The organism is Pseudomonas oryzae (genome assembly GCF_900104805.1).
Lineage (GTDB): Bacteria > Pseudomonadota > Gammaproteobacteria > Pseudomonadales > Pseudomonadaceae > Geopseudomonas > Geopseudomonas oryzae.
This window is the reverse complement of record NZ_LT629751.1, coordinates 1775836-1801377: the sequence shown is the minus strand read 5'-3', so window position 1 is coordinate 1801377 and position 25542 is coordinate 1775836. Positions and strand designations below refer to the sequence as shown.

Here is a 25542-nt window from a genome sequence, read left to right as displayed (position 1 = left end):
CTAGGCTGAGCAGCTAGGGCGTACCCGCCGCAGGCGGTACGCCATTGCTGCGACGTAGGGGCGAATTCATTCGCCTTTGCGAGGTCTGCTGGCGAATGAATTCGCCCCTACAGGCTGGTGCTCCGCGTTGCCATCAGAAGCGCGGAGCGTCCACCCCGGTGCTGCCGCAGGGGCGTGCGCACCATCACCGTTAAGGAATTCCCATGCAATTGGTCGACCGCAAGGCCCTGTTGCAGATCGCGCCGCTGTGGCGCCTCGGTTTTCGTCCCTTCTTCCTCGCCGGCACGGCCTTCGCCGCGCTGGCCATTCCCCTTTGGCTCGGTGTGCTGGCCGGCTGGTGGCCTGCCTGGCAGCCGGCCGGCGGCGCGCTGGCCTGGCATCGCCACGAGATGGTGTTCGGCTTCGGCGCGGCGATCATCGCCGGCTTCCTGCTCACCGCCGCGCAGAACTGGACCGGCCGCCCCGGTCTCTCCGGTCGGCCGCTCGTCGCGCTGGCCGGGCTGTGGCTGGCCGCGCGGCTGGCCTGGCTGCTGGGCGCGCCGCTGTGGCTGCTGATCCCGCTGGAGCTGGCCTTCCTGCCTGCCGTTGCGGTGGTGCTCGGCCGCATGCTGCTGGCCGTGCGCCAGGTGCGCAACTACCCCATCGTCGGCGTGCTGACGCTGCTGACCCTCGCCGACCTGCTGGTGCTCGCCGGCCTCGCCCAGTCCAACGACGCCTGGCAGCGCCAGGGCGTGATCGCCGCGTTGTGGCTGGTGGCGGTGATGATGGGCCTGATCGGCGGGCGGGTGATCCCGTTCTTCACCCAGCGCGGTCTTGGCCGCACGGCGCAGGTGCCGGCGCTGCCCTGGCTGGAATGGAGCGCCCAGGGCGGCCTGGTGCTGCTCGTCGTGCTCACCGCCCTGGGGCCGGCCCTGCAGGCACAGGCCTGGCTCGGCGCGCTGTTCGCCCTGGTGGCTCTGCTGCACGGCGTGCGTCTGGCGCGCTGGCACGACGTGGGCCTGTGGCGGGTGCCGCTGCTGTGGTCGCTGCACCTGGCCTATGCTTGGCTGGTGGTGGCGCTGGCGGGGCAGGCGCTGTGGCACTTCGGCGTGCTGGCCGGCTCCAGCCTGGCGCTGCACGCCCTCGGCGTCGGCGGCATGGGCGGGCTGATCCTCGCCATGGTCGCGCGGGTCAGCCTCGGCCACACCGGCCGGCCGCTGCAGCCGCCCAAGACGATGGCCTGGGCCTTCGCGCTGGTCAACCTCGGCGCCGCGGCGCGGGTGCTGCTGCCGCCGTTCTTCCCGCTCGGCAGCCTGCATCTGGCCGGCGCGGCCTGGGTAGCGGCCTTCGCCCTGTTCGTCTGGCACTACGGGCCGATGCTGTGCCGGCCGCGGCTGGATGGCCAGCCGGGGTAGGGTGCTCCGTGCGCACCCATTGCTGCGACGGCTTGCTCGCGGTGCGCGTGGCACACCCTGCGCCGTTCCGCTGAGGGGGCGCCGTCAGCGATGTGGGGTGGAGCGCAGCGATTCCGCCAGCGGGGCGCTGCATGGTGGACAAGGCTGCGCCGTTGTCCACCCTACATGTGTACCCGTTCTGGCGCGGCGGGGCCGGCTTGGCCTAAGGTGTCCGTCCATTCATCAGGGAAGCGGACCCCGTGATCCAGCGCGCAGCACCGGTAGTCAAGGACAGCATCTCCATCCGTCTGGTCGAGGAGGCCCTGCGCGGTTTCGCCGAGCGCGGCGAGCCGGTCGCCGAGCTGCTGCGCGAGGTGGGCCTGGAGCCGGCACTGCTCGCCGATCCCGCCGCGCGGGTCGAGGTGCGCGACTACAGCCGCCTGTGGCTGCATCTGGCGCGCCGCTACGACGACGAGTTCTTCGCCATGGACCCGCGGCGCATGCGCTGGGGCAGCTTCGCCTTCCTGTGCCGCACCTGCCGCAACCAGGCGACCCTCGAGGAGGCGCTGCACACCGCGCTGGACTTCTTCGCCCTGACCTTCGAGAACTTCCGCCCGACCCTCGCCCGCAGCCAGAGCCTGGCCGAGGTGGTGCTGCACGAGCGCACGGGCGAGCCGCTGCGGCCCTTCGCCTGCTTCACCTTCTGGCTGCTGCTGCACGGCCTGGCCTGCTGGCTGGTGGGTCGGCGTTTCCCGTTGCTGGCGGTGGAGCTGCGCGGCGCCGAGCCGGAGTACATCGGCGACTACCGGGTGATGTTCTCCGACAACCTGCGCTTCGCCCGCCCGTCGAACCGGATCATCTTCGCCGCCGAGGTGCTCGATCTGCCGGTGCGGCGCAGCGAGGCGGAGCTCAACGAGTTCCTCGCCCGCGCGCCGTCGAACATCCTGGTCAAGTACCGCGACACCGGCAGCCTGGCGCACCGCATCAAGGCCCACCTGCGCAGCCTGCCGGGCGAGCGCTGGCCGACCGGCGACGAGCTGGCCCAGGTGCTGTGCATGTCACCCTCGACCCTGCGCCGGCGGCTGGCCGAGGTCGGCCAGTCCTACCAGGCGATCAAGGACGCCGTGCGCCAGGAGCGCGCCACCGCCTGGCTGGCCGATCCGCAGGTCAGCTTCGGCGCCATCGCCGAGCGCCTCGGCTTCGCCGACGTCAGCGCCTTCTACAAGGCCTTCCGCAAGTGGACCGGCACCAATCCCGGCCACTACCGCACCCTGATCCTCGCCCCCGGCATTGGCCAAAACGGTCACGCAGATTGACAGGAACGGCCATTGCCGGCCCGTGGCCCGCTGACCAATATGAAGCCATCACGCCTGTCGTGCTTCCGAACTAGAACAAGATAAGGAAACCGCCATGCCGCCCTGCTTCCCTGTCGTGCATCCCCCCGCGGGCTAGCCGCCCGACACCTTCCCGCCAATCCCGATCAAGTAGTTGCGCCGCCCGTGCGCCGGCCCCCGGCTGCCCGCGTGTCGCCAGAACAAGAGAGACAACTCATGCGCATCCCCAACAAGGTTTTCCTGGTCACCGGCGCCGCCTCCGGACTCGGTGCGGCCACCGCACGGGCGCTGGTCGAGGCCGGCGCCCGGGTGCTGCTGGTCGACGTCGCCGCCGCCGTCGAGGCGCGCGCCGCCGAACTGGGCGCCAATGCCCGCGGCCTGGTCGCCGACATCACCGACGAGGCCGCCGCCCGCAATGCCGTGGCCGCCGCCCGCGAGACCTTCGGCGCGCTGCACGGGCTGGTCAACTGCGCCGGCGTGGTCGGCGGCGAGAAGGTGCTCGGCCGCAACGGGCCGCACGCGCTGGAGAGCTTCAGCCGCATCGTCACCATCAACCTGATCGGCACCTTCAACATGCTGCGCCTGGCCGCCGAGGCGATGGCCGAGGGCACCCCGGACGAGGGTGGCGAGCGCGGGGTGATCGTCAACACCGCCTCCATCGCCGCCTTCGACGGGCAGATCGGCCAGGCCGCCTACGCCGCCTCCAAGGGCGGGGTGGCCAGCCTGACCCTGCCGGCCGCCCGCGAGCTGGCGCGCCACGGCATCCGCGTGATGACCATCGCCCCCGGCATCTTCGAGACACCGATGATGGCCGGCATGAGTGACGAGGTGCGCGCCTCGCTGGCCGCGGGCGTGCCGTTCCCGCCGCGCCTCGGCAAGCCCGAGGAGTACGCCGCGCTGGTCCGCCACATCGTCGAGAACAGCATGCTCAACGGCGAGGTGATCCGCCTCGACGGCGCCCTGCGTATGGCCGCCAAGTGACAGGAGAACACCCCATGAGCCACGAAGATCCGATCGTCATCGTCGGCAGCGCGCGCACCCCGATGGGCGGTTTCCAGGGCGACCTCCGGAACCTGACCGCCCCCGAACTGGGCGCCGCCGCCATCCGCGCCGCGGTCGAGCGCAGCGGCCTGCCGCCTGAGGCGGTGCAGGAGGTGCTGATGGGCTGTGTGCTGCCCGCCGGCCTCGGCCAGGCGCCGGCGCGTCAGGCGGCGCTGGGCGCCGGGTTGTCGCGTTCCACGGTGTGCACCACCCTCAACAAGATGTGCGGCTCGGGCATGCAGGCGGCCATCCTCGGCCACGACCTGCTGCGCGCCGGCAGTGCCGAGATCGTCGTCGCCGGCGGCATGGAAAGCATGTCCAACGCCCCCTACCTGCTCGACAAGGCCCGCGCCGGCTACCGCATGGGCCACGGCAAGGTGCTCGACCACATGTTCCTCGACGGCCTGGAGGACGCCTACGACAAGGGCCGCCTGATGGGGACCTTCGCCGAGGATTGCGCGCAGCAGCACGGTTTCAGCCGCGAGGAGCAGGACGCCTACGCGCTGGCCTCGCTGCAGCGCGCCCGCGACGCCATGGCGAGCGGTCGCTTCGCCGCGGAGATCGTGCCGCTGACGGCGCCCCAAGGCCGCGAGCAGCGCCGGGTCGAGAGCGACGAGCAGCCGCCCAAGGCCAGCCCGGAGAAGATCCCGACCCTGCGCCCGGCGTTCCGCGACGGCGGCACGGTGACCGCGGCCAACTCCAGTTCGATCTCCGACGGCGCCGCCGCATTGGTGCTGATGCGCCAGTCTGACGCCGAGCGCCGCGGCCTGCGCCCGCTGGCGGCGATCCGCGGCCATGCCGCCTTCGCCGATGCGCCCAACCTGTTCCCCACCGCGCCCATCGGCGCGATCCGCAACCTGCTGCAGCGCACCGGCTGGAGCCTCGATCAGGTCGACCTGTTCGAGATCAACGAGGCCTTCGCCGTGGTGGCCATGGTCGCCATGCGCGAGCTGGGCCTCGACCACGCCAGGGTCAACGTGCACGGCGGTGCCTGCGCCCTCGGCCATCCGATCGGCGCCTCCGGCGCGCGCATCCTGGTGACCCTGCTGGCAGCGCTGCGCAGCCATGGCCTGCGCCGCGGCGTGGCGGCGATCTGCATCGGCGGCGGCGAGGCCACGGCGATGGCCGTCGAGCTGCTGGACTGAATACAAGGAGAGTCCGATGAACTACGAAACCCTGCTGGTGGAGATCCGCGAGCGCGTCGCGCTGATCACCCTCAACCGTCCCCAGGCGCTCAATGCGCTCAACTCCCAACTGGTCGGCGAGCTCAACCAGGCGCTCGACCGCCTGGAGGCCGACCCGCAGATCGGCTGCATCGTCCTCACCGGCTCCAGCAAGGCCTTCGCCGCCGGTGCGGACATCAAGGAACTGGCGGACATGACCTATCCGCAGATCTACCACGACGACCACTTCGCGCAAGCCGACCGCATCGCCGCGCGGCGCAAGCCGGTCATCGCCGCGGTGTCCGGCTACGCGCTGGGCGGCGGCTGCGAGCTGGCGCTGATGTGCGACTTCATCTACGCCGCCGACAGCGCGCGCTTCGGCCTGCCGGAGATCACCCTCGGCGTGCTGCCGGGCATCGGTGGCACCCAGCGCCTGACCCGCGCCATCGGCCGCGCCAAGGCCATGGAGATGTGCCTGACCGGGCGCATGATGGACGCCGCCGAGGCCGAGGTCGCCGGGCTGGTGGCGCGGGTGTTCCCGGCCGACAGCCTGCTGGAGAAGACCCTCGAGGCGGCCCACGCCATCGCCGGCAAGTCGCTGACCGCGGCGATGCTGATCAAGGAGTGCATCAACCGCGTCGACGAGACCAGCCTCAGCGAGGGCGTGCGCTTCGAGCGGCGGGTGTTCCACTCGGTGTTCGCCACCGCCGACCAGAAGGAGGGCATGGCGGCCTTCGTCGAGAAGCGCGCGCCGAACTTCACCCATCGCTGAGCCGTGCCTGCGCCCTGCGGCCAGGGAACCGGGCAATTGCATGAATAGCCTCCAATCCGTTGTAGGGGCGAATTCATTCGCCTTGGCGGGGTGCTTTGGCGAATGAATTCGCCCCTGCGGACCGGGAAATTGGCTTCATGCGATTGCCCTGCGGCCAGGGAACCGGCCGCTGCTATCCGTTGAAAACAACAACAAGAAAGAGGAAGTCGAAATGCTCGAAGGTCTGATGCAGAAGGCGCCGCTCTTGATCAGCGGCATCCTCACCCACGCCGCCAGCGCCCATGGCGATACCGAGATCGTCTCGCGGCTGGTCGACGAGCCGCTGTGGCGCTACGACTATCGTGGCCTGGCGCAACGCGCCGGGCAGGCGGCCTCCTTGCTGCAGCGCCTGGGGGTTCGCGCCGGCGACCGGGTGTCCTCGCTGGCCTGGAACACCCATCGCCACTACGAGCTGTTCTTCGCCGTACCGGGCATCGGTGCGGTGCTGCACACCGCCAACCCGCGACTGTCCGACGAGCAGATCGCCTTCACCCTCAACCACGCCGAGAGCAGCGTGCTGCTGTTCGACCGCAGCTTCGCGCCGCTGGTCGTTCGCCTGCGCCCGCTGTTGCCGCACATCCGCCATTTCATCGTGTTGTCGGATCGCGACTGCCCGGAAGTCCAGGCGCCCAGCTACGAGGCGCTGATCGCCGCGGAGCAGCCGATCGCCTGGCCGAGCTTCGACGAGAACGCCGGCGCGGTGCTCTGCTACACCTCGGGCACCACCGGCGATCCCAAGGGCGTGCTGTACAGCCACCGTTCGGTGGTGCTGCACGCGCTGGCCGCCGGCCTCAGCGGCGCCTTCGGCCTGTCGGCCTTCGACTGCGTGATGCCCTGTTCTTCGCTGTACCACGGCACCGCCTGGGGCCTGCCGTTCGCTGCGGCGATCAACGGCTGCAAGTTCGTGCTGCCCTGCGACAAGATGGACGGCCGCAGCCTGCAGGAGCTGATCCGGAACGAAGGCGTGACCTTCTCCGGTGGCGTGCCGACCATCTGGACCATGTACCTCGACCACCTGGAGCGCAGCGGCGAGGACGCCGGCACGCTCGAGCGCCTGGTGATCGGCGGCTCGGCGGTGCCGCGGGCGATGGCCGAGAAGTTCCAGGGCAAGTACGGGGTGACCATTCGCCAGCTGTGGGGGATGACCGAGACCAGCCCGCTCGGGGTGATCTCGACGCCGACGCCCAAGCTCACCGCGCGCGGCCAGGCGGCCACCGACGAGGTGATCTGGACCCGCCAGGGGCGCCTGCAGTTCGGCATCGAGCTGAAGATCGTCGACGAGGAGGGCAGCGAGCTGCCGCGCGACGGCATGACCCCGGGCAAGCTGCTGGTGCGCGGGCCGTGGACCGTCGAGCGCTACTTCCGCAGCGAGAAGAGCGCGCTGGACGCCGACGGCTGGTTCGACACCGGCGACATCGCCACCCTCGACGGCGACGGCTTCATGCGCATCACCGACCGCAGCAAGGACGTGATCAAGTCCGGCGGCGAGTGGGTCAGCTCGATCGACATCGAGAACGTCGCGGTGGCCTGTCCGGGGGTGAAGATCGCCGCTGTGGTCGGCGTGTTCCACCCCAAGTGGGAGGAGCGCCCGCTGCTGGTGATCGAGCCGCACGAGGACGCCGAGGTCTGCGTCAAGCGCGTGCTCGCCCACCTGGAGCCGCACATCGTCCGCTGGTGGATGCCCGACGCGGTGGTCATCGACCGCGTGCCGCTGACCGCCACCGGGAAGATCGACAAGAAGGTGCTGCGCGAGCGCTACCGCGACTATCTGGTCGCCGAGTTGCGGCTGGAGGCGCAGGGATGACGAGCGACCGCCAGGGGCCGCTGGCCGGCCTGCGCGTACTGGAGTTCGCCGGCATCGGCCCCGGCCCGCACTGCGCCATGCTGCTCGCCGACATGGGCGCCGACGTGGTGCGCATCGAGCGCGCCGGCGGCAACGGCTGGCCCAACCCGGTGGCCGACCGTGGCCGCCAGGTGCTGGAGCTGGACATCCGTAGCGCGGCCGGGCGGGCGCGCTGTCTCGAACTGGCCGAAAAAGCCGACGTGCTGATCGAGGGTTTCCGTCCCGGGGTGATGGAGCGCCTGGGGCTGGGGCCGGACGAGCTGCGCGAACTCAATCCGCGGCTGGTCTACGGGCGGATGACCGGCTGGGGCCAGGACGGCCCGCAGGCCCGCGCCGCCGGCCACGACATCAACTACATCGCCCTCACCGGCGCGCTGGCGGCCATCGGCGGGCGCGCGGGCACGGCGATCCCGCCGCTCAACCTGGTCGGCGACTTCGGCGGTGGCTCGCTGTTCCTCGCCTTCGGCATCATGACCGCGCTGTGGGAGCGCGAGCGCTCCGGGCAGGGCCAGGTGGTCGACGCCGCCATCGTCGACGGGGTGTCCTCGCTGATGAGCTTCTTCGCCGGCGGCAGCCTGTCGATGCAGCGCGAGCGCAACCTGCTCGGCGGCGCCGCGCCGCACTACCGCTGCTACCGCTGCGCCGACGGCGGCGAGATCGCCGTCGGCGCGCTGGAGCCGCAGTTCCTGCGCGAGCTGCTGGAGCGCATCGACGCGCCCGAGCAGCTCTACGCCGGCTGCGACGATCCGGTCGCGTGGGCGGCGCAGGGCGAGTGCTTGGCCGCGCTGTTCGCCCGCCGCACGCGGGACGAGTGGTGCGCGCTGCTGGAAGGCACCGATGCCTGCTTCGCGCCGGTGCTCACGCTTGATGAGGCGCCGCAGCACCCGCACCTGCAGGCGCGCGGGGTGTACCGGGAGGTCGACGGTCGATTGCAGGTGGCGCCGGCGCCACGGCTGTCGCGTACCCCGGGGGAGGCGCGCGCCTCGGTGCGGCTGGCGGCGGATACGCCGCTGTGGGAGGGGCCAGCGGGCGCGGCATGATGGTGTTACAGCCCGGTTACCGGGACATGCCCGCAGTTGTTACCGGGTCTTTCGGCGTAACGGCGATCTGGGGCGGGTGGTAACGGAAATGCCCCTTGCTGGCCTCGTCAGCAATCGGGTTTTTATGTAAACCATTGAAAATAAAGGAATTTAAAAAGTTGGCACGCTGCCTGCATTATCTTCGGCACAACAACACAACAAAAACAAGACGTATCGACTCCATAACAACAAGAACAACAGGGTGGAGGCGCAGCAAACCGATTCTTTTGGAGAGGAGTTGCCCGACTGGATTCTCCCTCGACCGGACCGAGAACGATAAAACTGCCTGCAGGCAGCGGCCAACACCGGTTGAACCCGCAAGGGTAGCGGCAATATCAGCATCCAAAAGAATATGCTTGCTCTTCAGGTCCCGACCTGGGACCGGCACCGAACCACTGGTTCGGGCGGGCCGCCAAAAACAACAAAAGGCCCGACAGCACAACAAGAACAGAGCACGACCGATTGGAAGGGGAGCCCATGGGCTCCCCTTTGTGCTTTCTGGCGTTCGTCTGCCGCTCGGGCGCGGTGCTTGGCGCCGGCGAACGGCGTTGCCCGGCGCTGCCGCCGGGAGGTGTCCGGCCCGCTGCGCCAGTGTCACCTACTGCGCCGCTTTCACCTCCACCGCCAGCTGCGAGTCGACGCGAATCACCACCTGCTGGTTGAGGTACTCGGGCTTGACCTCGACGTCGGGACGCACCGGATAGGTGCGGCTGGTGCCGTCGGGGAAGCGCAGGGTGGCGGTATGCGCGGCAGCGTCGATAGCCTGGACCACGGCGACTATCTCCTGGGTGCTGGCGATCAGCAGTCCCGGCTTGCTGCCGGCCGGCGGGGTCAGCACCATGGCGGCGCCTTCCCGGGAAGCCTCGCCCTTTTCGCGCAGGTAGATGGCGCGTTCCACCCTGAGGGTGGACGTCACCTTGTCGCCGACCTCCAGTTCCGAGTAGTTGCGCATCGTCGGCGGCGCCTTGACGGTGCGCCGGTTGCCGGCCTTGTCCTGCAGGGTGAAGGTGCGCGCGGCGGGATCGAGAGCGATCACCGTCGCCTCGACTCTCTCCTCATCGACGATGATCCCGCCGGGTACGCCTTGGACCGCGCCAGCGCTGTGGCTGACCGTGCCGGTCAGTTGCTGGTCGTCGGGTTGGCTGGCGCAGGCGCCGAGCAGGGCGATCCCGACCAGCAGGGGAAGCTTGCGAATCACGGACATCGGGTTCTCCTTGAGATTCCTGTGCGCGGCTCTTGCGCACTCCTCAAGCAGCTTAGTCAGAGATCCGCCAGGCAACGTGCGGCCGGGTAGCGCACGGGCACGGGCCGCCGGGCGCGCCGGGGCGGGCCACATCAAGGCTTCTTGCCGGTGGTCCCCGTGGTCGCCGGTGGCGCGGTGGAGTCGCCGCCCACCTCGAGCAGGCTGGCGATGCTGGGCAGCTGGGTTTCGCAGGCCATCTGCGCGTCGCACTCCAGCTGGTGGCTGAAACGCTCCAGCGACTGCGGGTTGGCCGGCTGCGCATCGCTGGCGAACACCGGCGGGCTGAGCATGTAGGCACCGAGCAGACGGGCCAGGCCGAGCAGGCTGTCGATGTGCGTGCGCTCGTAGCCGTGGGTGGCGTCGCAGCCGAAGGCCAGCAGCGCGGTGCGGATGTCGTACCCGGCGGTGATCGCCGACTGCGCGTCGCTGTGGTAGTAGCGGAACAGGTCGCGGCGCACCGGGATCTGCTGTTCGCTGGCCAGGCGCAGCAGGTGGCGCGACAGGTGATAGTCGTAGGGGCCGCCGGAGTCCTGCATCGCCACGCTGACGCAATGCTCGCTGGACTGCTGGCCGGGGGCCACCGGCGCGATGTCGATGCCGACGAACTCGCTGACGTCCCAGGGCAGCGCCGCCGCCGCGCCGGAGCCGATCTCCTCGGTGATGGTGAACAGCGGGTGGCAGTCGATCTCCGGCGTCAGCCCGGAGTCGGCGATCTGCTTGAGCGCGCAGAGCAGGGCGGCGACGCCGGCCTTGTCGTCGAGATGGCGCGAGCTGATGTGGCCGCTTTCGGTGAACTCCGGCAACGGGTCGAAGGCGACGAAGTCGCCGATGCCGATGCCGAGCAGTTCGGCCTCGGCGCGGCTGTTGCACCAGCTGTCCAGGCGCAGTTCGAGGTTGTCCCAGCTGATCGGCAGCTGGTCGACGGCGGTGTTGAAGGCGTGCCCCGAGGCCAGCAGTGGCAGCACGCTGCCGCGCAGCACGCCGTTGTCGGTGAACAGGCTGACCCGGCTGCCCTCGGCGAAGCGGCTCGACCAGCAGCCCACCGCCGCCAGGGCCAGGCGGCCGTTGTCCTTGATCTCGCGGACGCTGGCGCCGATGGTGTCGAGGTGCGCCGACACCGCGCGGTCGGGGCTGGCGCGGCGGCCCTTGAGGGTGGCGCGGATGGTGCCGCGGCGGGTCAGTTCGTAGGGAACGCCGAGCTCGTCCAGCCGCTCGGCGACGTAGCGCACGATGGTGTCGGTGAAGCCGGTCGGGCTGGGGATGGCGAGCATCTCCAGCAGCACGCGGCGCAGGTAGTCGAGATCGGGATCGGCCAGGGGCATGGTCACTCCTCAGGGATGCACGCGACTGAGCGGGAACAGCAGGTCGATGAAGCGCTCGGCGGTCGGCTGGGGTTCGTGGTTGGCCAGGCCGACGCGCTCGTTGGCCTCGATCAGCACGTAGTCCGGCAGGTCGGCCGCCTCGACCAGCAGGTCGAGGCCGACCACCGGGATGTCGAGGGCGCGCGCCGCCTGCACGGCGGCTGCGGCGAGCGCCGGATGCAGGCGCGCGGTGACGTCCTCCAGGGTGCCGCCGGTGTGCAGGTTGGCGGTCTTGCGCACGGCCAGGCGCTCGCCGGCCGGCAGCACGCTGGCCAGGTCGTAGCCGGCGTCGCGCAGGGTGCGCTCGGTTTCCGCGTCCAGCGGGATGCGGCTCTCGCCGCCGGTTGCGGCCTGGCGCCGGCGGCTCTGCGCCTCGATCAGCGCGCCGATGCTGTGCATGCCGTCGCCGACCACCGTGGCCGGGTGACGGATGGCGGCGGCCACCACCTCGAAACCGATCACCACGATGCGCAGATCCTGCCCGGGGTGGTAGCTCTCCAGCAGCACCCGCGCATCGAAGCGGCGGGCCTGCTCGATGGCCTGCTCCAGTGCCTCCGCCGTGCGCAGGTCGACGGCCACGCCCTGGCCCTGTTCGCCGTTGACCGGCTTGACCACCAGGCGGCCATGCTCGGCGAGAAAGGCCTCATTCTCCTCGCGGCTTCCGGCCAGACGCTGGGCCGGCTGGTGCAGCCCGGCGCGGGCGAAGGCGCGGTGGGTCAGGTGCTTGTCCTGGCACAGGGTCATGCTCAGCGCGCTGGTCAGGTCCGACAGCGACTCGCGACAGCGGACGCGCCGGCCGCCCTGGGTGAGGGTGAACACGGCGCCCTCGGCGTCGTCCACCTGCACTTCGATGCCGCGGCGCTGGGCCTCGTCGACGATGATGCGGGCGTAGGGGTTGAGGTCGGCGGCCGGCCCGGGACCGAGGAACAGCGCCTGGTTGATGCCGTTGCGACGCTTGATGGCGAAGGTCGGCAGGTCGCGGAAGCCGAGCTTGGCGTACAGCGCCTTGGCCTGGTGGTTGTCGTGCAGCACCGAGAGGTCGAGATGGGCGAGGCCGCGGCCCATGAAGTACTCGACCAGATGGCGCACCAGCGCCTCGCCCACCCCCGGCAGCGGGCAGTCCGGCGCCACCGCCAGGCACCACAGGCTGCTGCCGCCTTCCGGGTCGGCGAAGGACTTCTGGTGATCGAGGCCCATCGCCGCGCCGAGGATCCGCCCGCTGCTCTGCTCCTCGGCCAGCCAGTAGCAGGGGCCGCCGGCCTCGCGCGGGGTCATCCGCGTGGTGTCGACCGGCAACATGCCGCGCTGGCGGTACAGGGTGTTGACCGCCTGCCAGTCCTCGGCACCGTGCACCGGGCGGATGCCGAAGCCGCGGAAGCTCTGGCGTGCCGGACGGTAGTCGGTGAAGCGCAGGCGCAGGGTGTCGGACGGGTCGAGGAACAGTTGCTGCGGCGCCTGGGCCAGCACCTGGTGGGGCGCCGAGACGTACAGGGCGATATCGCGCTCGCCGGGCTGCTCTTCCTGCAGATCTGCGGCCAGCGCGGCGGCGTCGACGTAGGTGTGGCCGATCAGCAGCCGTCCCCAGCCGCAGTGCAGGCTGCGGGCCGGCGTGCTGTCGCTGTGCTCTCGCGCCAGTTGCGCCTGCAGGCGCTGGTAGGAAGGGGCCTGCAGACGTTGCAGGCGTTGGCTGTAGGCGATGGTGCGCATGATCAGCTCCTGTTGTTGTTGGCGGGCCTTACAGGCCCTGTTCGCTGAGCCAGAGGTGCAGTGCGGCGAGTTGCCAGAGTCTGGAACCGCGCAGCGGCGTGAGGTTGGCCGAGGGCCGGCCGAGCAGGCGGTCGAGCATGGCCGGCTCGAACAGGCCGCGATCCTGGGACGGGTCGAGCAGCAGCTCGCGCACCCAGTCGAGGGTGGCGCCCTGCAGATGCTTGAGGCCGGGCACCGGGAAGTAGCCCTTGGGGCGGTCGATCACCGCGTGGGGAATGACCAGGCGGGCGGCCTCCTTGAGCACCTGCTTGCCGCCGTCGCCGAGCTTGAAGCGCGGCGGAATGCGCGCGGCCAGCTCGACCAGGCGGTAGTCGAGAAACGGCGTGCGCGCCTCCAGGCCCCAGGCCATGGTCATGTTGTCGACCCGCTTGACCGGGTCGTCGACCAGCATCACCGTGGTGTCCAGGCGCAGCGCCTTGTCCACCGGGGCGGCCGCGCCGGGCATGGCGAAGTGCTCGCGGACGAACTCGCCGGCCCAGTCCTCGCCCTGCCACTTGGGCCGCAGGGTCGCCAGCAGCTCGGCATGCTCGCAGTCGAAGAAGGCCGCGCGGTAGGCGGGGAAGGCGTCGGCCTGGCCGTCCACCTGCGCATACCAGTGGTAGCCGGCGAACAGCTCGTCGGCGCCCTGGCCGCACTGCACCACCTTGCAGTGGCGACTGACCTCGCGGCCGAGCAGGTAGAAGGCGATGCAGTCGTGGCTGACCATCGGCTCGCTCATGGCGCGGAAGGCGGCCGGCAACTGCGCGAGGATCTCCGCCTCGCCGATGCGCAGCTGATGGTGACGGGTGCCGTAGTGGCGGGCGATCAGGTCGGAGTAGTGGAACTCGTCGCCGCGCTCGTCGCCGGCGTCCGCGAAGCCGATGGAGAAGGTCGACAGCCCGTCCACCCCGGCCTCGCGCAGCAGGCCGACCAGCAGGCTGGAGTCGACACCGCCGGAGAGCAGCACGCCGACGTCCACCGCGGCGCGTTGGCGGACGTGCACCGCCCTGCGCAGCTCGTCCAGCACGCGGTCGCGCCAGTCCGGCAGCTCGAGGGGGATCTCGTCGCGCTGCGGGCCGAACTCCAGCTGCCACCAGCACTGCTGCTCGCGGTTGCCGGCGGCGTCCAGGCGCAGCCAGCTGGCCGGCGGCAGTTTCTCCACGCCGCGCAGCAGGGTGCGCGGCGCCGGCACCACGGCGTGGAAGTTGAGGTAGTGGTTGAGCGCCACCGGATCGAGGCGGGTGTCGACGTCGCCGCCGGCCAGCAGCGCCGGCAGGGTCGAGGCGAAGCGCAGGCGCGTGCCGTCCTGGCTCAGGTACAGCGGTTTGACGCCGAGGCGGTCGCGGGCGAGGAACAGGCGCTCGCGGTCGCGCTCCCAGATGGCGAAGGCGAACATGCCGTTGAGTTTCGGCAGCAGCGCCTCGCCCCAGGCGTGATAGCCCTTGAGCAGCACCTCGGTGTCGCCGTCGGAGTGGAAGCGGTAGCCCAGCTCCTGCAGCTCGGCACGCAGTTCGGGGTAGTTGTAGATGGCGCCGTTGAACACCAGCGCCAGGCCCAGCTGATGGTCGACCATGGGCTGGCCGGAGGCCGGCGCCAGGTCCATGATCTTCAGCCGGCGATGGCCGAGGGCCAGCGGGCCCTGACTATGGAAGCCGCACGCATCGGGGCCGCGCGCGGCCATGTGGTGGGTGATTCTGTGGATGGTGGCCAGGTCGGCCGGTTGTCGATCGAAACGTAGTTCTCCAGCGATTCCGCACATGGTTCCTTACCGGTGTTGCCGTTGGGGAGTGGCTCGCGCGGTGACGAGCCTTTTTACACCGAAACAAAATAATGCTTTGATGTCAAACCTTTATGTGTGGGAAATGCTGGCGAATGTCAGAAAAAATACTTCCAACTGAAACTGATTCGTCGACGGCGGATGCCTTCGAACCGGCTCTGTTCCGCGCCCTGCGGCGTTTGCAGCAGGCCGGCGAGGTGCACGCCAAGCGTCTGGCCCGCTTCGGCGGACTCACGCCCATGCAGTTGCTGATCCTCCAGGTGCTGGCCGCCGAGCCGCGGCTGACCGCCAGCGCCCTGAGCGGGCGGGTCAGTCTCAGCCCGGCGACCCTGTCGGGGATGCTCGACCGCCTCGAGGAGCGCGGCCTGCTGCTGCGCCAGCGCGACCCGGTGGACCGCCGACGCCAGTGCCTGCTGCTCAGCGAGGCCGGGCAGGCATTGCTGCAGGCGGCGCCTTCGCTGCTGCCGCCGGCCTTCAAGCGCGCCTTCGCCGCCCTGCCGGAATGGCAGCGTCACGGCCTGACCGCCGCGCTGCTGCAGGCGGCGGAGCTGTGCGGCGAGGTGGAATAGGCGCCGGGGCAGGGCGGCTCAGTGCGCCCCGGCATGCCTGGCGAGGAAGCGACCGACGGCGTCGAGCACCCGCTCCGGCTCTTCCCGATGGGGGAAATGGCTGCACTGGTCGAGGATCAGCGACTCGCTGCCGGCGTCGGTCAGCCTGGCCAGGCGCTCGGGGTGCAGCAGTGAGCCGTACTCGTCCTGCTTGCCATGAATCACCAGATGCGGACAGGCGAGGGATGGCGCGTGGCTTTCCAGGGTCCAGTCGGCGAACGAGTCCGCCAGCCAGGTTTCCGTCCAGGCGGCGAGCACCCAGTTCGCCTGCTCGCCGTGGTATTTCTGCAGTCGCTCGAGCTGGCCCGGCTTGGCGAACTCCTGCTTGGCGAAGCGGATGCCCTGGCGCGTGCGCTCCTCGACGAAGGCCAGGGCGGACAGGGTGATCAGCGCCTGGCAGCGCTGCGGATGACGGGCGGCGCTGGTGGCCGCCATGATGCCGCCGACGCTGTGGCCGAGCGCGACGAACGGGCCGATGTCGAGTGCCTCCAGGAGCTGCGGGAAGTAGCGCTCCGCCTCGTCGCGGATGAAGCGGTTCGACCAGTCGCCGGGGTGCGGGTCGGAACGACCGAAGCCGAGGCGGTCGTAGGCGATGACCTCGCGCCCGGTCGTCGCGGCCAGCCGCTGCGGGAAATCCCGCCACAGTTCCACGCAGCCGAGCGAGTCGTGGAACAGCACGACCGGTGCGTGCGGCGCCGCAGGGTCGGCGCCGAGCGGCGTCCAGTGGCGCACGAAGATCCGTCCGGCGGGTGTCTCGATCCACAGATCCTGTGAGGTAACGGCAAGCTGCATGGGCTTTCCTCGTTGACGGTCGGTCACGGCAGCGTCGGCCGGGCCGGTAGCGGGTGGTTGGGCGGTCGCCCGGTGGCCATGCTCTGGCGCGGGGGGCGAAGGTCGCCAGCGGCCGGGGGAGGCTGGCGTCGGGGATCTCAGTTTACGTAAAGGTAATCGCGCGCGGCCAGTCCCCATGCGTTAGCGGGCAACACCGGCGCTCTGCCACGCCGCCGACACTTGCTGAAAGACTTCGCTGGCGGCCATTCGGGGAATCTCGGACTACTATCAAGCCCATTCCCAAAACCTATTGGATCGACGGAAGGCAGGGCGCCAAGCTGGATACATGGCCGGCCACGCGCCGACTGAGGATGAAACTTCGGGTTTGACTGCCTGGTCCCTGGCGGGACCGGCAGGCTGGCCGGACGGAGGCACTGCCTGCCGATCCCACGGCCGGTTCAACCCGCCCCACTGCAAACCAAAGGAGATGAGCATGAGTGGAAACAGCATGAAGACTGGCGGCAAGTGTCCGGTGATGCATGGCGCCAATACCGCCAGCGCCAGTACCAACACCAGCTGGTGGCCGAACGCCCTCAACCTCGACATCCTCCACCAGCACGACAGCAAGACCAATCCGCTGGGCGGCTTCGACTACCGCGAGGAAGTGAAGAAGCTCGACTTCGCCGCGCTCAAGCGCGACCTCACCGCGCTGATGACCGACAGCCAGGACTGGTGGCCGGCCGACTGGGGCCACTACGGCGGCCTGATGATCCGCATGGCCTGGCACGCCGCCGGTTCCTACCGGGTGGCCGACGGCCGTGGCGGCGCCGGCACCGGCAACCAGCGCTTCGCGCCGCTGAACTCCTGGCCGGACAACGCCAACCTCGACAAGGCCCGCCGCCTGCTGTGGCCGATCAAGCGCAAATACGGCAACAAGATCAGCTGGGCCGACCTGATCGTGCTGGCCGGCAACGTTGCCTACGAGTCGATGGGCTTCAAGACCTTCGGCTTCGGCTACGGTCGCGCGGACATCTGGCATCCGGAGAAGGACATCTACTGGGGCTCGGAGAAGGAGTGGCTGGCGCCCACCAACAACCCCAACAGCCGCTACTCCGGCGAGCGTGAGCTGGAGAACCCGCTGGCCGCGGTGATGATGGGCCTGATCTACGTCAACCCGCAGGGCGTCGACGGCCAGCCCGACCCGCTGAAGACCGCCCGCGACGTGCGCGAGACCTTCGCGCGCATGGCCATGAACGACGAGGAAACCGTGGCGCTGACCGCCGGCGGCCATACCGTGGGCAAGGCGCACGGCAACGGCGACGCCGCGCTGCTCGGCCCGGAGCCCGAGGGGGCTGACGTCGAGGAGCAGGGCCTGGGCTGGAACAACAAGACCCGGCGCGGCGTCGGTCGCGACACCGTGACCAGCGGCCTGGAAGGCGCCTGGACCACCCATCCGACCCGCTGGGACAACGGCTACTTCGACATGCTGCTCAACCACGAGTGGGAGCTGAAGAAGAGTCCGGCCGGCGCCTGGCAGTGGGAGCCGGTCGACATCAAGGAAGAGGACATGCCGGTCGACGTGGAGGATCCGAGCATCCGCCACAAGCCGATGATGACCGATGCCGACATGGCGATGAAGATGGACCCGGAGTACCGCAAGATCGCCGAGCGCTTCCACAAGGACCCCGCCGCCTTCGAGGATGCCTTCGCCCGCGCCTGGTTCAAGCTGACCCACCGCGACATGGGGCCGAAGGTCCGCTACCTCGGCCCGGAAGTGCCGGCCGAAGACCTGATCTGGCAGGACCCGGTGCCGGCCGGTCGCAGCGACTACGACGTCGCCGCGGTCAAGGCGAAGATCGCCGCCAGCGGCCTGTCGGTCAGCGAGCTGGTCTGCACCGCCTGGGACAGCGCGCGCACCTTCCGCGGCTCGGACAATCGCGGCGGCGCCAACGGCGCGCGCATCCGCTTGGCCCCGCAGAAGGACTGGGAGGGCAACGAGCCGGCGCGGCTGGCCAAGGTGCTCGCGGTGTACGAGAAGATCGCCGCGGAAACCGGCGCCAGCGTGGCCGACGTGATCGTGATGGGCGGCAACCTGGGCGTCGAGCAGGCGGCCAAGGCGGCCGGGGTCGAGGTCAGCGTGCCGTTCGCTCCGGGGCGTGGCGATGCCAGCCAGGCGCAGACCGACGTGGACTCCTTCGCCGTGCTGGAGCCGCTGCACGACGCTTACCGCAACTGGCTGAAGAAGGACTATGCCGTCAGTCCCGAGGAGCTGATGCTCGACCGCACCCAGCTGATGGGCCTGACCGCGCCGGAGATGACCGTGCTGGTCGGCGGCATGCGCGTGCTGGGCACCAACCACGGCGGCAGCCGGCATGGCGTGTTCACCGACCGCGTCGGCGTGCTGAGCAACGACTTCTTCGTCAATCTGACCGACATGGGCAACACCTGGAAACCGGCCGGCAACAACCTCTACGAGATCCGCGACCGCAAGACCGATCAGGTCAAGTGGACCGCGACCCGCGTGGACCTGGTGTTCGGCTCCAACTCGGTGCTGCGTGCCTACGCCGAGGTGTACGCCCAGGACGACAACCGGGAGAAGTTCGTCAAGGACTTCGTCGCCGCCTGGACCAAGGTGATGAACGCCGATCGCTTCGATCTGGCGTGATCTCCGGACGGATCGGGCCCGCTGCATGGCCCGGTCCATTCCTGCTCCCTCTGGCCGGCGCCCGTCATGGGCGCCGGTTTTTTTTGCCGCTGCCGCTGATGCGGCGCCGTGTGCTCGGGCTGGTGCCCCTGCTCGCTCGTCCCGGCGTTGCGCCGCTCGCCCTGCCTTCGCTGCCTCAGCCCAGTTGCTCGATGCGCAGCATGTTGGTGCTGCCCGGCTGGCCGATGGGGAAGCCGGCGGTGATCACCACGGTATCGCCGCTCCTGGCCATGCCTTGGGCGCGCGCCGCTTCCAGGGCGGCGCCGGTCAATTCCTCGACCGCGGGTGCAGCCGCGAACAGACGCCCCAGGCGACGCTCAGGCGCCGCGCGGTGGCGAGGTTCGGCGTCAGGCTGAGGATCGGTGCGGCGGGGCGCTCGCGGGCGGCGCGCAGGCTGGAGGCGCCGGATTCGCTGTAGTTGACCAGCACGGCGACCGGCAGGACGGCGCTGATGCGGCGGATCGCGGCGCTGATCGCGTCCGACACCGTGGCCTCGGCTTGCGGGCGGCCGACGTCCAGCTGGCTCTGCAGGTCGGCGCCGCTCTCCACCTGGCGGATGATCTTGCTCATCATCTGCACGGCCTCCAGCGGGTAGTCGCCCGAGGCGGTCTCCGCCGAGAGCATCAGCGCATCGGCGCCCTCGGCCACCGCGTTGGCCACGTCGGTCACCTCGGCGCGGGTCGGCGCCGGGGAGAAGCGCATCGATTCGAGCATCTGCGTGGCCACCACCACCGGCCGGCCGAGCTGGCGGCAGGTGCGGATGATGTCCTTCTGGATGCGCGGCACGTGCTCGGCCGGCACCTCCACGCCGAGGTCGCCGCGCGCCACCATGATGGCGTCGCACAGGCGGGCGATCGCCTCCAGTTGCTGTACCGCCGAGGGCTTCTCGATCTTCGCCATCAGCGCCGCGCGGCCCCCGATCAGTTCGCGGGCCTCGACGATGTCCTCCGGGCGCTGGACGAAGGACAGCGCCACCCAGTCGACGCCCAGTTCCAGGCCGAAGGCCAGGTCGCGGCGGTCCTTGGCGGTCAGCGGGCTGAGCTGCAGCACCGCCTCCGGCACGTTGACGCCCTTGCGGTCGGACAGCTCGCCGCCGGCGACCACCTCGGTGTCCACCGCGTCGGCGTGACAGGCGGTCACCTTGAGGCGCAGGCGGCCGTCGTCGAGCAGCAGGCTCATGCCCGGCTGCAGCGCGGCGATGATCTCCGGGTGGGGCAGGTTGACCCGCGTCGCATCGCCCGGGGTGGCGTCGAGGTCGAGGCGCAGGGCCTGGCCGCGCAGCAGCCCGACCTTGCCGGCGGCGAAGCGGCCGACGCGCAGCTTGGGCCCCTGCAGGTCCATCAGCACGCCGAGCGACTGGTTCAGCTCGCGCTCCACCTCGCGTATCCACTGGTAGCGCAGGGCGTGGTCGGCGTGCTCGCCATGGCTGAAGTTGAGGCGGAACAGGTTGACGCCGGCCTCGACCAGCCGGCGCACGTCGTCGCTGCTGCGGGTCGCCGGGCCGAGGGTGGCGAGGATCTTCACTTGCTTGTCAGGCGTCATGGTCACTGTTTCCCAGGATGAGGATGGCGCGGAAGTCGTTGACGTTGGTGCGCGTCGGCCCGGTGACGATCAGGTCGCCGAGCGCGGCGAAGTAGCCGTGGCCGTCGTTGTCGTGCAGCGCGTCGCTGCTGGACAGGCCCAGGGCCGTGGCGCGGGCGTGGCTGTGCGGGGTCATGATGGCGCCGGCGTTGTCCTCCGAGCCGTCGATGCCGTCGGTGTCGCCGGCCAGCGCGTAGACGCCGGGCAGGCCGGCGAGGCTGTCGGTGAGGCTGAGGAGGAACTCGGCGTTGCGCCCGCCGCGGCCGCTGCCGCGCACGGTGACGGTGGTCTCGCCGCCGGAGAGGATCACGCAGGGCGGCTTAAGCGGCTGGCCGTGCAGGACGATCTGCCGGGCGATGCCGGCGTGCACCTTGGCCACCTCGCGCGACTCGCCCTCCAGGTCGCCGAGGATCAGCGGGGCGACGCCGGCGGCACGGGCCAGCGCGGCGGCGGCCTCCAGCGACTGCTGCGGCGTGGCGATCAGGCGGAAGTGGCTGCGGGCCAGATGTGGATCGCCGGGCTTGAGGGTTTCCGAGCGCGGGTCCTCCAGCCAGGCGCGCACGTGGGCCGGCACCTCGATGTGGTAGCGGGCGAGGATCGCCAGCGCCTGCGCCGAGGTGGTCGGGTCGGCCACCGTCGGGCCGGAGGCGATCACCGTGGCCTCGTCGCCGGGCACGTCGGAAATCGCGTAGGTGTATACGCTGGCCGGCCAGCAGGCCCGGGCCAGGCGGCCGCCCTTGATCGCCGAGAGGTGCTTGCGCACGCAGTTGATCTCGCCGATGTGCGCGCCGCAGCGGAGCAGCGCCTGGTTGATCGCCTGCTTGTCCCGGAGGCTGATGCCCTCGGCCGGCAGGGCCAGCAGCGAGGAGCCGCCGCCGGAGAGCAGGAAGATCACCCGGTCGTCCTCGCCGAGGCCGCCGACCAGCTCCAGTACGCGGCGGGCGACCCGCTCGCCGGCGTCGTCCGGCACCGGGTGGGCGGCTTCCACCACCTCAATCCGGCGGCAGTCGGCACCGTGGCCGTAGCGGGTCACCACCAGGCCGGAAATCTCGCCCTGCCACTCCCGCTCGATGACCTCGGCCATGGCCGCGGCGGCCTTGCCGGCGCCGATGACGATGACCCGGCCGCTGCGGTCGGTGGGCAGGTGGTCGGCCAGCACCTGGCGCGGGTGGGCGGCGGCGATGGCGCTGGCGAACAGCTCGCGCAGCAGGCGTTGCGGATCGATGGGCATGGCAGGCTCCAGCGGTGAATGCGTGTGGTCGGGTCGATGATCCCAGTCCGCAGCCGCCGCTGGCCAGCGGCTGTGGACTGGGATCGACCGGCCCGGCAGTCGGGCCGTGAATCCTTCTGCCCGGCAGGTCGAAAGAGTTCCATGCTGTGTGCATGGATTCGGTGCGTGGGGCCGCCTAGGCCGCGCGCACCGCTGGCTTAAGTCTCGCGGATCGAGAAGTTGGCCATGTGCTCCAGGCCCTTGATCAGCGCCGAGTGGTCCCAGTCGCCGCCGCCGAGCGCGGCGCAGGTGCTGAACACCTGCTGGGCGATGGCGGTGTTGGGCAGGTTGAGGCCCAGCTCGCGGGCGCCGGCCAGCGCCAGGTTGAGGTCCTTCTGGTGCAGGCGGATGCGGAAACCCGGAGCGAAGCTGCCCTTGATCATCCGCTCGCCGTGCACCTCGAGGATCTTCGAGCCGGCGAAGCCGCCCATCAGCGCCTCGCGCACCCGGGCCGGGTCGGCGCCGTTGCGCGCGGCGAACAGCAGCGCCTCGGCCACCGCCTGGATGTTCAGGGCGACGATGATCTGGTTGGCCACCTTGGCGGTCTGCCCGGCACCGTTGTCGCCGACGCGGGTGATGTTCCTGCCCAGCGCCTGGAACAGCGGCAGGGCGCGCTCGAACGCCGCCTCGCTGCCGCCGACCATGATGCTCAGGGTGGCGGCCTTGGCGCCGACCTCGCCGCCGGATACCGGGGCGTCCAGGTACTCGGCGCCGCTGGCCGCGATCCGCGCGGCGAAGTTCTTGGTGGCGGTCGGCGAGATCGAGCTCATGTCGATCACCAGCTTGCCGGCGCCGACGCCCGCGGCCACGCCGTCGGCGCGGAACAGCACGTCCTCGACCTGCGGGGTGTCGGGCACCATGACGATGACGAACTCGGCCTCCTGGGCCACCTCGCGCGGGTTGGCCAGGGCGATGCCGCGCTCGCCGAGCAGCTCGGCCGGCGCCTTGTCGTGGTGCTCGGAGAAGAACAGGGTGTGGCCGGCCTGCTGCAGGTTGTGCGCCATGGGCTTGCCCATGATGCCGGTGCCGATGAATCCGATCTTGGCCATGAGACGCTCTCCTCAGATGGCGTTGTGGATGCTCTTGTGAAAAGGAGCCAGCCAGCCGAGGCCGGCGGCGGTGGTGGTGAGGGGCTTGTATTCGCAGCCGATCCAGCCCTGGTAGCCGATGCGCTCCAGGTGCGCGAACAGGAAGCGGTAGTTGATCTCGCCGCTGCCCGGCTCGTGGCGGCCGGGGTTGTCGGCCAGCTGCACGTGGTGGATCGCCGCGAGGTTGGTTTCGAGGGTGCGCGCCAGGTCTCCTTCCATGACCTGCATGTGGTAGATGTCGTACTGCAGCAGCAGGTTGTCACTGCCGACCTGCTCGCGGATGGCCAGCGCCTGGCGGGTGTTGTGCAGGTAGAAGCCGGGGATGTCGCGGGTGTTGATCGCTTCCATCACCAGGGTGATACCGGCCTCGCCCAGCCGCGCGGCGGCGTACCTGAGGTTGGCGACCAGGGTCTGCTCGACGGTGGCGTCGTCGTAGCCGGCCGGGCGCACGCCGGCCAGGCAGTTGACCTGGGTGTTGCCGAGTACCCTGGCGTAGGCGATGGCCTGCTCCACGCCGGCACGGAACTCCTCGACGCGCTGCGGGTGGCAGGCGATGCCGCGCTCGCCGCCGGCCCAGTCGCCGGCCGGCAGGTTGAACAGCACCTGGCTCAGGCCGTGGGCGTCCAGGCGCGCCTTGAGCTCCTCGGCCGGGTAGTCGTAGGGGAACAGGTACTCGACGCCGGTGAAGCCGGCTTCGGCGGCGGCGGCGAAGCGGTCGAGGAAGTCCACTTCGGTGAACAGCATCGACAGGTTGGCGGCAAAACGGGGCATGCGGTGCTCCTTTTGTATCAGTCATCTCTGCCCGCAAGCGGGAGCGTGGTCGTAGGGTGCGCCGTGCGCACCGAGAGGTACGCGGTAGGCACTCTGGTGCGCGCGGCGCACCCTACGCGGCCGGTGTTAAGCCGGATCAGTCGAGCGGCAGGGCCGCCGTCGGTGCGTCGGCGCGGCTCAGCGCCAGCGCCTCGAATTCGTTGATGGCGTTGATCTCGGCGCCCATGGCGATGTTGGTGACCCGTTCGAGGATCACCTCGACCACCACTGGCACGCGGTGCTCCGCCATCAGCTGGCGGGCGCGGGCGAAGGCGCCGTGCAGCTCGTTCGGATCTCGCACGCGGATCGCCTTGCAGCCCAGGCCCTCGACCACCGCGACGTGGTCGACGCCATAGCCGTCCAGCTCCGGCGCGTTGAGGTTGTCGAAGGCCAGCTGCACGCAGTAGTCCATGTCGAAGGCGCGCTGCGACTGGCGGATCAGGCCGAGGTAGGAGTTGTTCACCAGCACGTGGATGTAGGGCAGGCGGAACTGCGCGCCCACCGCCAGCTCCTCGATCATGAACTGGAAGTCGTAGTCCCCCGACAGCGCCACCACCGGGCGGCTCGGGTCGGCCTTGACCACGCCGAGCGCCGCCGGGATGGTCCAGCCCAGCGGGCCGGCCTGGCCGCAGTTGATCCAGTGGCGCGGCTTGTAGACGTGGAGTAACTGCGCGCCGGCGATCTGCGACAGGCCGATGGTGCTGACGTAGCAGGTGTCCTTGCCGAAGAACTCGTTCATCTCCTCGTACACCCGCTGCGGCTTGACCGGCACCGCGTCGAAGTGGGTCTTGCGCTGCAGGCTGCGCTTGCGCTCGCGGCACACCTCGCTCCAGGCGCTGCGGTGCTGCAGGCGGCCGGCGGCCTGCCACTCGCGGGCTACCTCGAGGAACACCTCCAGCGCCGCGCCGGCGTCGGAGACGATGCCGAGGTCGGGGGTGAACACCCGGCCGATCTGGGTCGGCTCGATGTCGACGTGGATGAAGCGGCGGCCCTCGGTGTAGACCTCGACCGAGCCGGTGTGGCGGTTGGCCCAGCGGTTGCCGATGCCGAGCACCAGGTCGGAGTCCAGCAGGTTGGCGTTGCCGTAGCGGTGCGAGGTCTGCAGGCCGCACATGCCGGCCATCAGGCGGTGGTCGTCGGGAATGCTGCCCCAGCCCATCAGGGTCGGGATCACCGGGATGCCGGTCAGCTCGGCGAACTCGACCAGCTTGTCCGAGGCGTCGGCGTTGATGATGCCGCCGCCGGCGACGATCAGCGGGCGCGCGGCGCTGTCCAGCATGGCCAGCACCTTCTCCGCCTGCAGGCGGCTGGCGCGCGGCTTCTGCACCGGCAGCGGCTGGTAGGCGTCGATGTCGAACTCGATCTCGGCCATCTGCACGTCGAACGGCAGGTCGATCAGCACCGGGCCGGGGCGGCCGCTGCGCATCTCCTGGAAGGCGCGCTGGAAGGCGTAGGGCAGCTGGCCTGGCTCCAGCACGGTGGTCGCCCACTTGGTCACCGGCTTGACGATGCTGGTGATGTCGACCGCCTGGAAGTCCTCCTTGTGCAGGCGGGCGCGCGGCGCCTGGCCGGTGATGCAGAGGATCGGGATGGAGTCGGCCGAGGCCGAGTACAGGCCGGTGACCATGTCGGTGCCGGCCGGGCCGGAGGTGCCGATGCACACGCCGATGTTGCCAGCCTTGGTGCGGGTGTAGCCCTCGGCCATGTGCGAGGCGCCCTCGACGTGGCGGGCCAGCACGTGGTCGATGCCGCCGAGTTTGCGCAGGGCGGCGTACAGCGGGTTGATCGCGGCGCCGGGCACGCCGAAGGCGGTGTCGACCCCTTCGCGGCGCATCACCAGCACGGCGGCCTCGATTGCTCTCATTCTGGCCATGACGGACTCCTCCTTCGGGCGAGTCGATATTTTTTGTTGTGGACCCGAGTCTGGAGTAGGCTCTGC

At 70.2% G+C, this 25542-nt stretch carries 18 protein-coding genes and 1 pseudogene; 9 read left to right on the top strand and 10 right to left on the bottom strand.

Features of this window, described 5'->3' with window-relative positions; translation table 11 throughout:
- Positions 1-203 precede the first annotated feature (203 nt).
- The 7 genes from BLT78_RS08065 (at position 204) to BLT78_RS08035 (ending at position 8605) form a co-directional block, all read left to right on the top strand.
- On the top strand, positions 204-1394 hold the full coding sequence (locus BLT78_RS08065) for an NnrS family protein (protein WP_090348476.1): 1191 nt from the start codon (positions 204-206) through the stop codon (positions 1392-1394).
- Between the two features lie 239 nt (positions 1395-1633).
- Positions 1634-2689 (top strand): AraC family transcriptional regulator, encoded by a 1056-nt coding sequence (locus tag BLT78_RS08060; RefSeq protein WP_231975754.1) that lies wholly within the window; start codon positions 1634-1636, stop codon positions 2687-2689.
- 234 nt (positions 2690-2923) lie between these two features.
- Complete coding sequence (locus BLT78_RS08055) at positions 2924-3688, top strand: SDR family NAD(P)-dependent oxidoreductase (RefSeq protein WP_090348475.1); 765 nt, start codon at positions 2924-2926, stop codon at positions 3686-3688.
- A gap of 14 nt (positions 3689-3702) precedes the next feature.
- Positions 3703-4893 carry an acetyl-CoA C-acyltransferase gene (locus BLT78_RS08050; protein ID WP_090348474.1) on the top strand — a complete coding sequence of 397 codons (1191 nt, stop codon included), beginning with the start codon at positions 3703-3705 and terminating at the stop codon, positions 4891-4893.
- Positions 4894-4909: 16 nt separating this feature from the next.
- Positions 4910-5683, top strand: a complete 774-nt coding sequence (locus BLT78_RS08045) for an enoyl-CoA hydratase (RefSeq protein WP_090348473.1) — start codon at positions 4910-4912, stop codon at positions 5681-5683.
- A 226-nt stretch (positions 5684-5909) separates the two neighbouring features.
- Positions 5910-7526 (top strand): long-chain fatty acid--CoA ligase, encoded by a 1617-nt coding sequence (locus BLT78_RS08040; RefSeq protein WP_090352208.1) that lies wholly within the window; start codon positions 5910-5912, stop codon positions 7524-7526.
- The gene (locus tag BLT78_RS08035) at positions 7523-8605 is read left to right on the top strand and encodes a CaiB/BaiF CoA transferase family protein (protein ID WP_090348472.1); all 1083 of its coding nucleotides are present in this window, start codon (positions 7523-7525) and stop codon (positions 8603-8605) included. Before BLT78_RS08040 ends, BLT78_RS08035 begins: the two co-directional genes overlap by 4 nt.
- Positions 8606-9242: 637 nt before the next feature.
- Here the strand turns inward: BLT78_RS08035 and BLT78_RS08030 are convergent.
- The 4 genes from BLT78_RS08030 to BLT78_RS08015 form a co-directional block, all read right to left on the bottom strand.
- Positions 9243-9848 carry a hypothetical protein gene (locus BLT78_RS08030; protein WP_090348471.1) on the bottom strand — a complete coding sequence of 202 codons (606 nt, stop codon included), beginning with the start codon at positions 9846-9848 and terminating at the stop codon, positions 9243-9245.
- Between the two features lie 131 nt (positions 9849-9979).
- On the bottom strand, positions 9980-11209 hold the full coding sequence (locus BLT78_RS08025; RefSeq protein ID WP_090348470.1) for an osmoprotectant NAGGN system M42 family peptidase: 1230 nt from the start codon (positions 11207-11209) through the stop codon (positions 9980-9982).
- Between the two features lie 9 nt (positions 11210-11218).
- Positions 11219-12955: an N-acetylglutaminylglutamine synthetase gene (ngg, locus tag BLT78_RS08020; protein WP_090348469.1), complete on the bottom strand. Its 1737-nt coding sequence runs from the start codon at positions 12953-12955 to the stop codon at positions 11219-11221.
- 28 nt (positions 12956-12983) lie between these two features.
- Positions 12984-14753, bottom strand: coding sequence for an N-acetylglutaminylglutamine amidotransferase (locus BLT78_RS08015; protein WP_090348468.1), 1770 nt, complete (start codon positions 14751-14753; stop codon positions 12984-12986).
- 113 nt (positions 14754-14866) lie between these two features.
- Between BLT78_RS08015 and BLT78_RS08010 the strand changes: the two genes are divergently transcribed.
- A complete protein-coding gene (locus tag BLT78_RS08010) occupies positions 14867-15340 on the top strand; it encodes a MarR family winged helix-turn-helix transcriptional regulator (RefSeq protein WP_090348467.1) in 474 nt (157 codons plus the stop codon).
- An 18-nt stretch (positions 15341-15358) separates the two neighbouring features.
- Here BLT78_RS08010 and BLT78_RS08005 read toward each other — a convergent pair whose 3' ends face one another.
- The gene (locus BLT78_RS08005; protein ID WP_090348466.1) at positions 15359-16171 is read right to left on the bottom strand and encodes an alpha/beta fold hydrolase; all 813 of its coding nucleotides are present in this window, start codon (positions 16169-16171) and stop codon (positions 15359-15361) included.
- A 472-nt stretch (positions 16172-16643) separates the two neighbouring features.
- Here BLT78_RS08005 and katG point away from each other — a divergent pair, with 472 nt between their 5' ends.
- Positions 16644-18815, top strand: coding sequence for a catalase/peroxidase HPI (gene katG / locus BLT78_RS08000; RefSeq protein WP_090348465.1), 2172 nt, complete (start codon positions 16644-16646; stop codon positions 18813-18815).
- 175 nt (positions 18816-18990) lie between these two features.
- Here katG and pyk read toward each other — a convergent pair.
- The 5 genes and pseudogenes from pyk to gcl form a co-directional block, all read right to left on the bottom strand.
- A pseudogene (gene pyk / locus BLT78_RS07995) lies at positions 18991-20396 on the bottom strand (pyruvate kinase).
- On the bottom strand, positions 20386-21666 hold the full coding sequence (locus tag BLT78_RS07990) for a glycerate kinase type-2 family protein (RefSeq protein ID WP_090348464.1): 1281 nt from the start codon (positions 21664-21666) through the stop codon (positions 20386-20388). Before BLT78_RS07990 ends, pyk begins: the two are co-directional and overlap by 11 nt.
- Positions 21667-21863: 197 nt before the next feature.
- Positions 21864-22754, bottom strand: coding sequence for a 2-hydroxy-3-oxopropionate reductase (locus BLT78_RS07985; RefSeq protein ID WP_090348463.1), 891 nt, complete (start codon positions 22752-22754; stop codon positions 21864-21866).
- A 12-nt stretch (positions 22755-22766) separates the two neighbouring features.
- Positions 22767-23564: a hydroxypyruvate isomerase gene (gene hyi / locus BLT78_RS07980; protein ID WP_090348462.1), complete on the bottom strand. Its 798-nt coding sequence runs from the start codon at positions 23562-23564 to the stop codon at positions 22767-22769.
- Positions 23565-23700: 136 nt separating this feature from the next.
- Entirely contained in the window at positions 23701-25476 is a 1776-nt protein-coding gene (gene gcl, locus BLT78_RS07975) for a glyoxylate carboligase (protein WP_090348461.1), read from the bottom strand.
- Between the last annotated feature and the right edge of the window lie 66 nt (positions 25477-25542).

Bases quoted from the DNA above. Each gene is read 5' to 3' on its own strand.
- ngg (WP_090348469.1), bottom strand. From the start codon at position 12,955: ATGCGCACCATCGCCTACAGCCAACGCCTGCAACGTCTGCAGGCCCCT.
- BLT78_RS08050 (WP_090348474.1), top strand. From the start codon at position 3,703: ATGAGCCACGAAGATCCGATCGTCATCGTCGGCAGCGCGCGCACCCCG.
- hyi (WP_090348462.1), bottom strand. From the start codon at position 23,564: ATGCCCCGTTTTGCCGCCAACCTGTCGATGCTGTTCACCGAAGTGGAC.
- gcl (WP_090348461.1), bottom strand. From the start codon at position 25,476: ATGGCCAGAATGAGAGCAATCGAGGCCGCCGTGCTGGTGATGCGCCGC.
- BLT78_RS07990 (WP_090348464.1), bottom strand. From the start codon at position 21,666: ATGCCCATCGATCCGCAACGCCTGCTGCGCGAGCTGTTCGCCAGCGCC.
- BLT78_RS08025 (WP_090348470.1), bottom strand. From the start codon at position 11,209: ATGCCCCTGGCCGATCCCGATCTCGACTACCTGCGCCGCGTGCTGCTG.
- BLT78_RS08005 (WP_090348466.1), bottom strand. From the start codon at position 16,171: ATGCAGCTTGCCGTTACCTCACAGGATCTGTGGATCGAGACACCCGCC.
- BLT78_RS08030 (WP_090348471.1), bottom strand. From the start codon at position 9,848: ATGTCCGTGATTCGCAAGCTTCCCCTGCTGGTCGGGATCGCCCTGCTC.
- BLT78_RS08010 (WP_090348467.1), top strand. From the start codon at position 14,867: ATGTCAGAAAAAATACTTCCAACTGAAACTGATTCGTCGACGGCGGAT.
- BLT78_RS08035 (WP_090348472.1), top strand. From the start codon at position 7,523: ATGACGAGCGACCGCCAGGGGCCGCTGGCCGGCCTGCGCGTACTGGAG.
- BLT78_RS08040 (WP_090352208.1), top strand. From the start codon at position 5,910: ATGCAGAAGGCGCCGCTCTTGATCAGCGGCATCCTCACCCACGCCGCC.
- katG (WP_090348465.1), top strand. From the start codon at position 16,644: ATGAGTGGAAACAGCATGAAGACTGGCGGCAAGTGTCCGGTGATGCAT.
- BLT78_RS07985 (WP_090348463.1), bottom strand. From the start codon at position 22,754: ATGGCCAAGATCGGATTCATCGGCACCGGCATCATGGGCAAGCCCATG.
- BLT78_RS08015 (WP_090348468.1), bottom strand. From the start codon at position 14,753: ATGTGCGGAATCGCTGGAGAACTACGTTTCGATCGACAACCGGCCGAC.
- BLT78_RS08065 (WP_090348476.1), top strand. From the start codon at position 204: ATGCAATTGGTCGACCGCAAGGCCCTGTTGCAGATCGCGCCGCTGTGG.
- BLT78_RS08055 (WP_090348475.1), top strand. From the start codon at position 2,924: ATGCGCATCCCCAACAAGGTTTTCCTGGTCACCGGCGCCGCCTCCGGA.
- BLT78_RS08045 (WP_090348473.1), top strand. From the start codon at position 4,910: ATGAACTACGAAACCCTGCTGGTGGAGATCCGCGAGCGCGTCGCGCTG.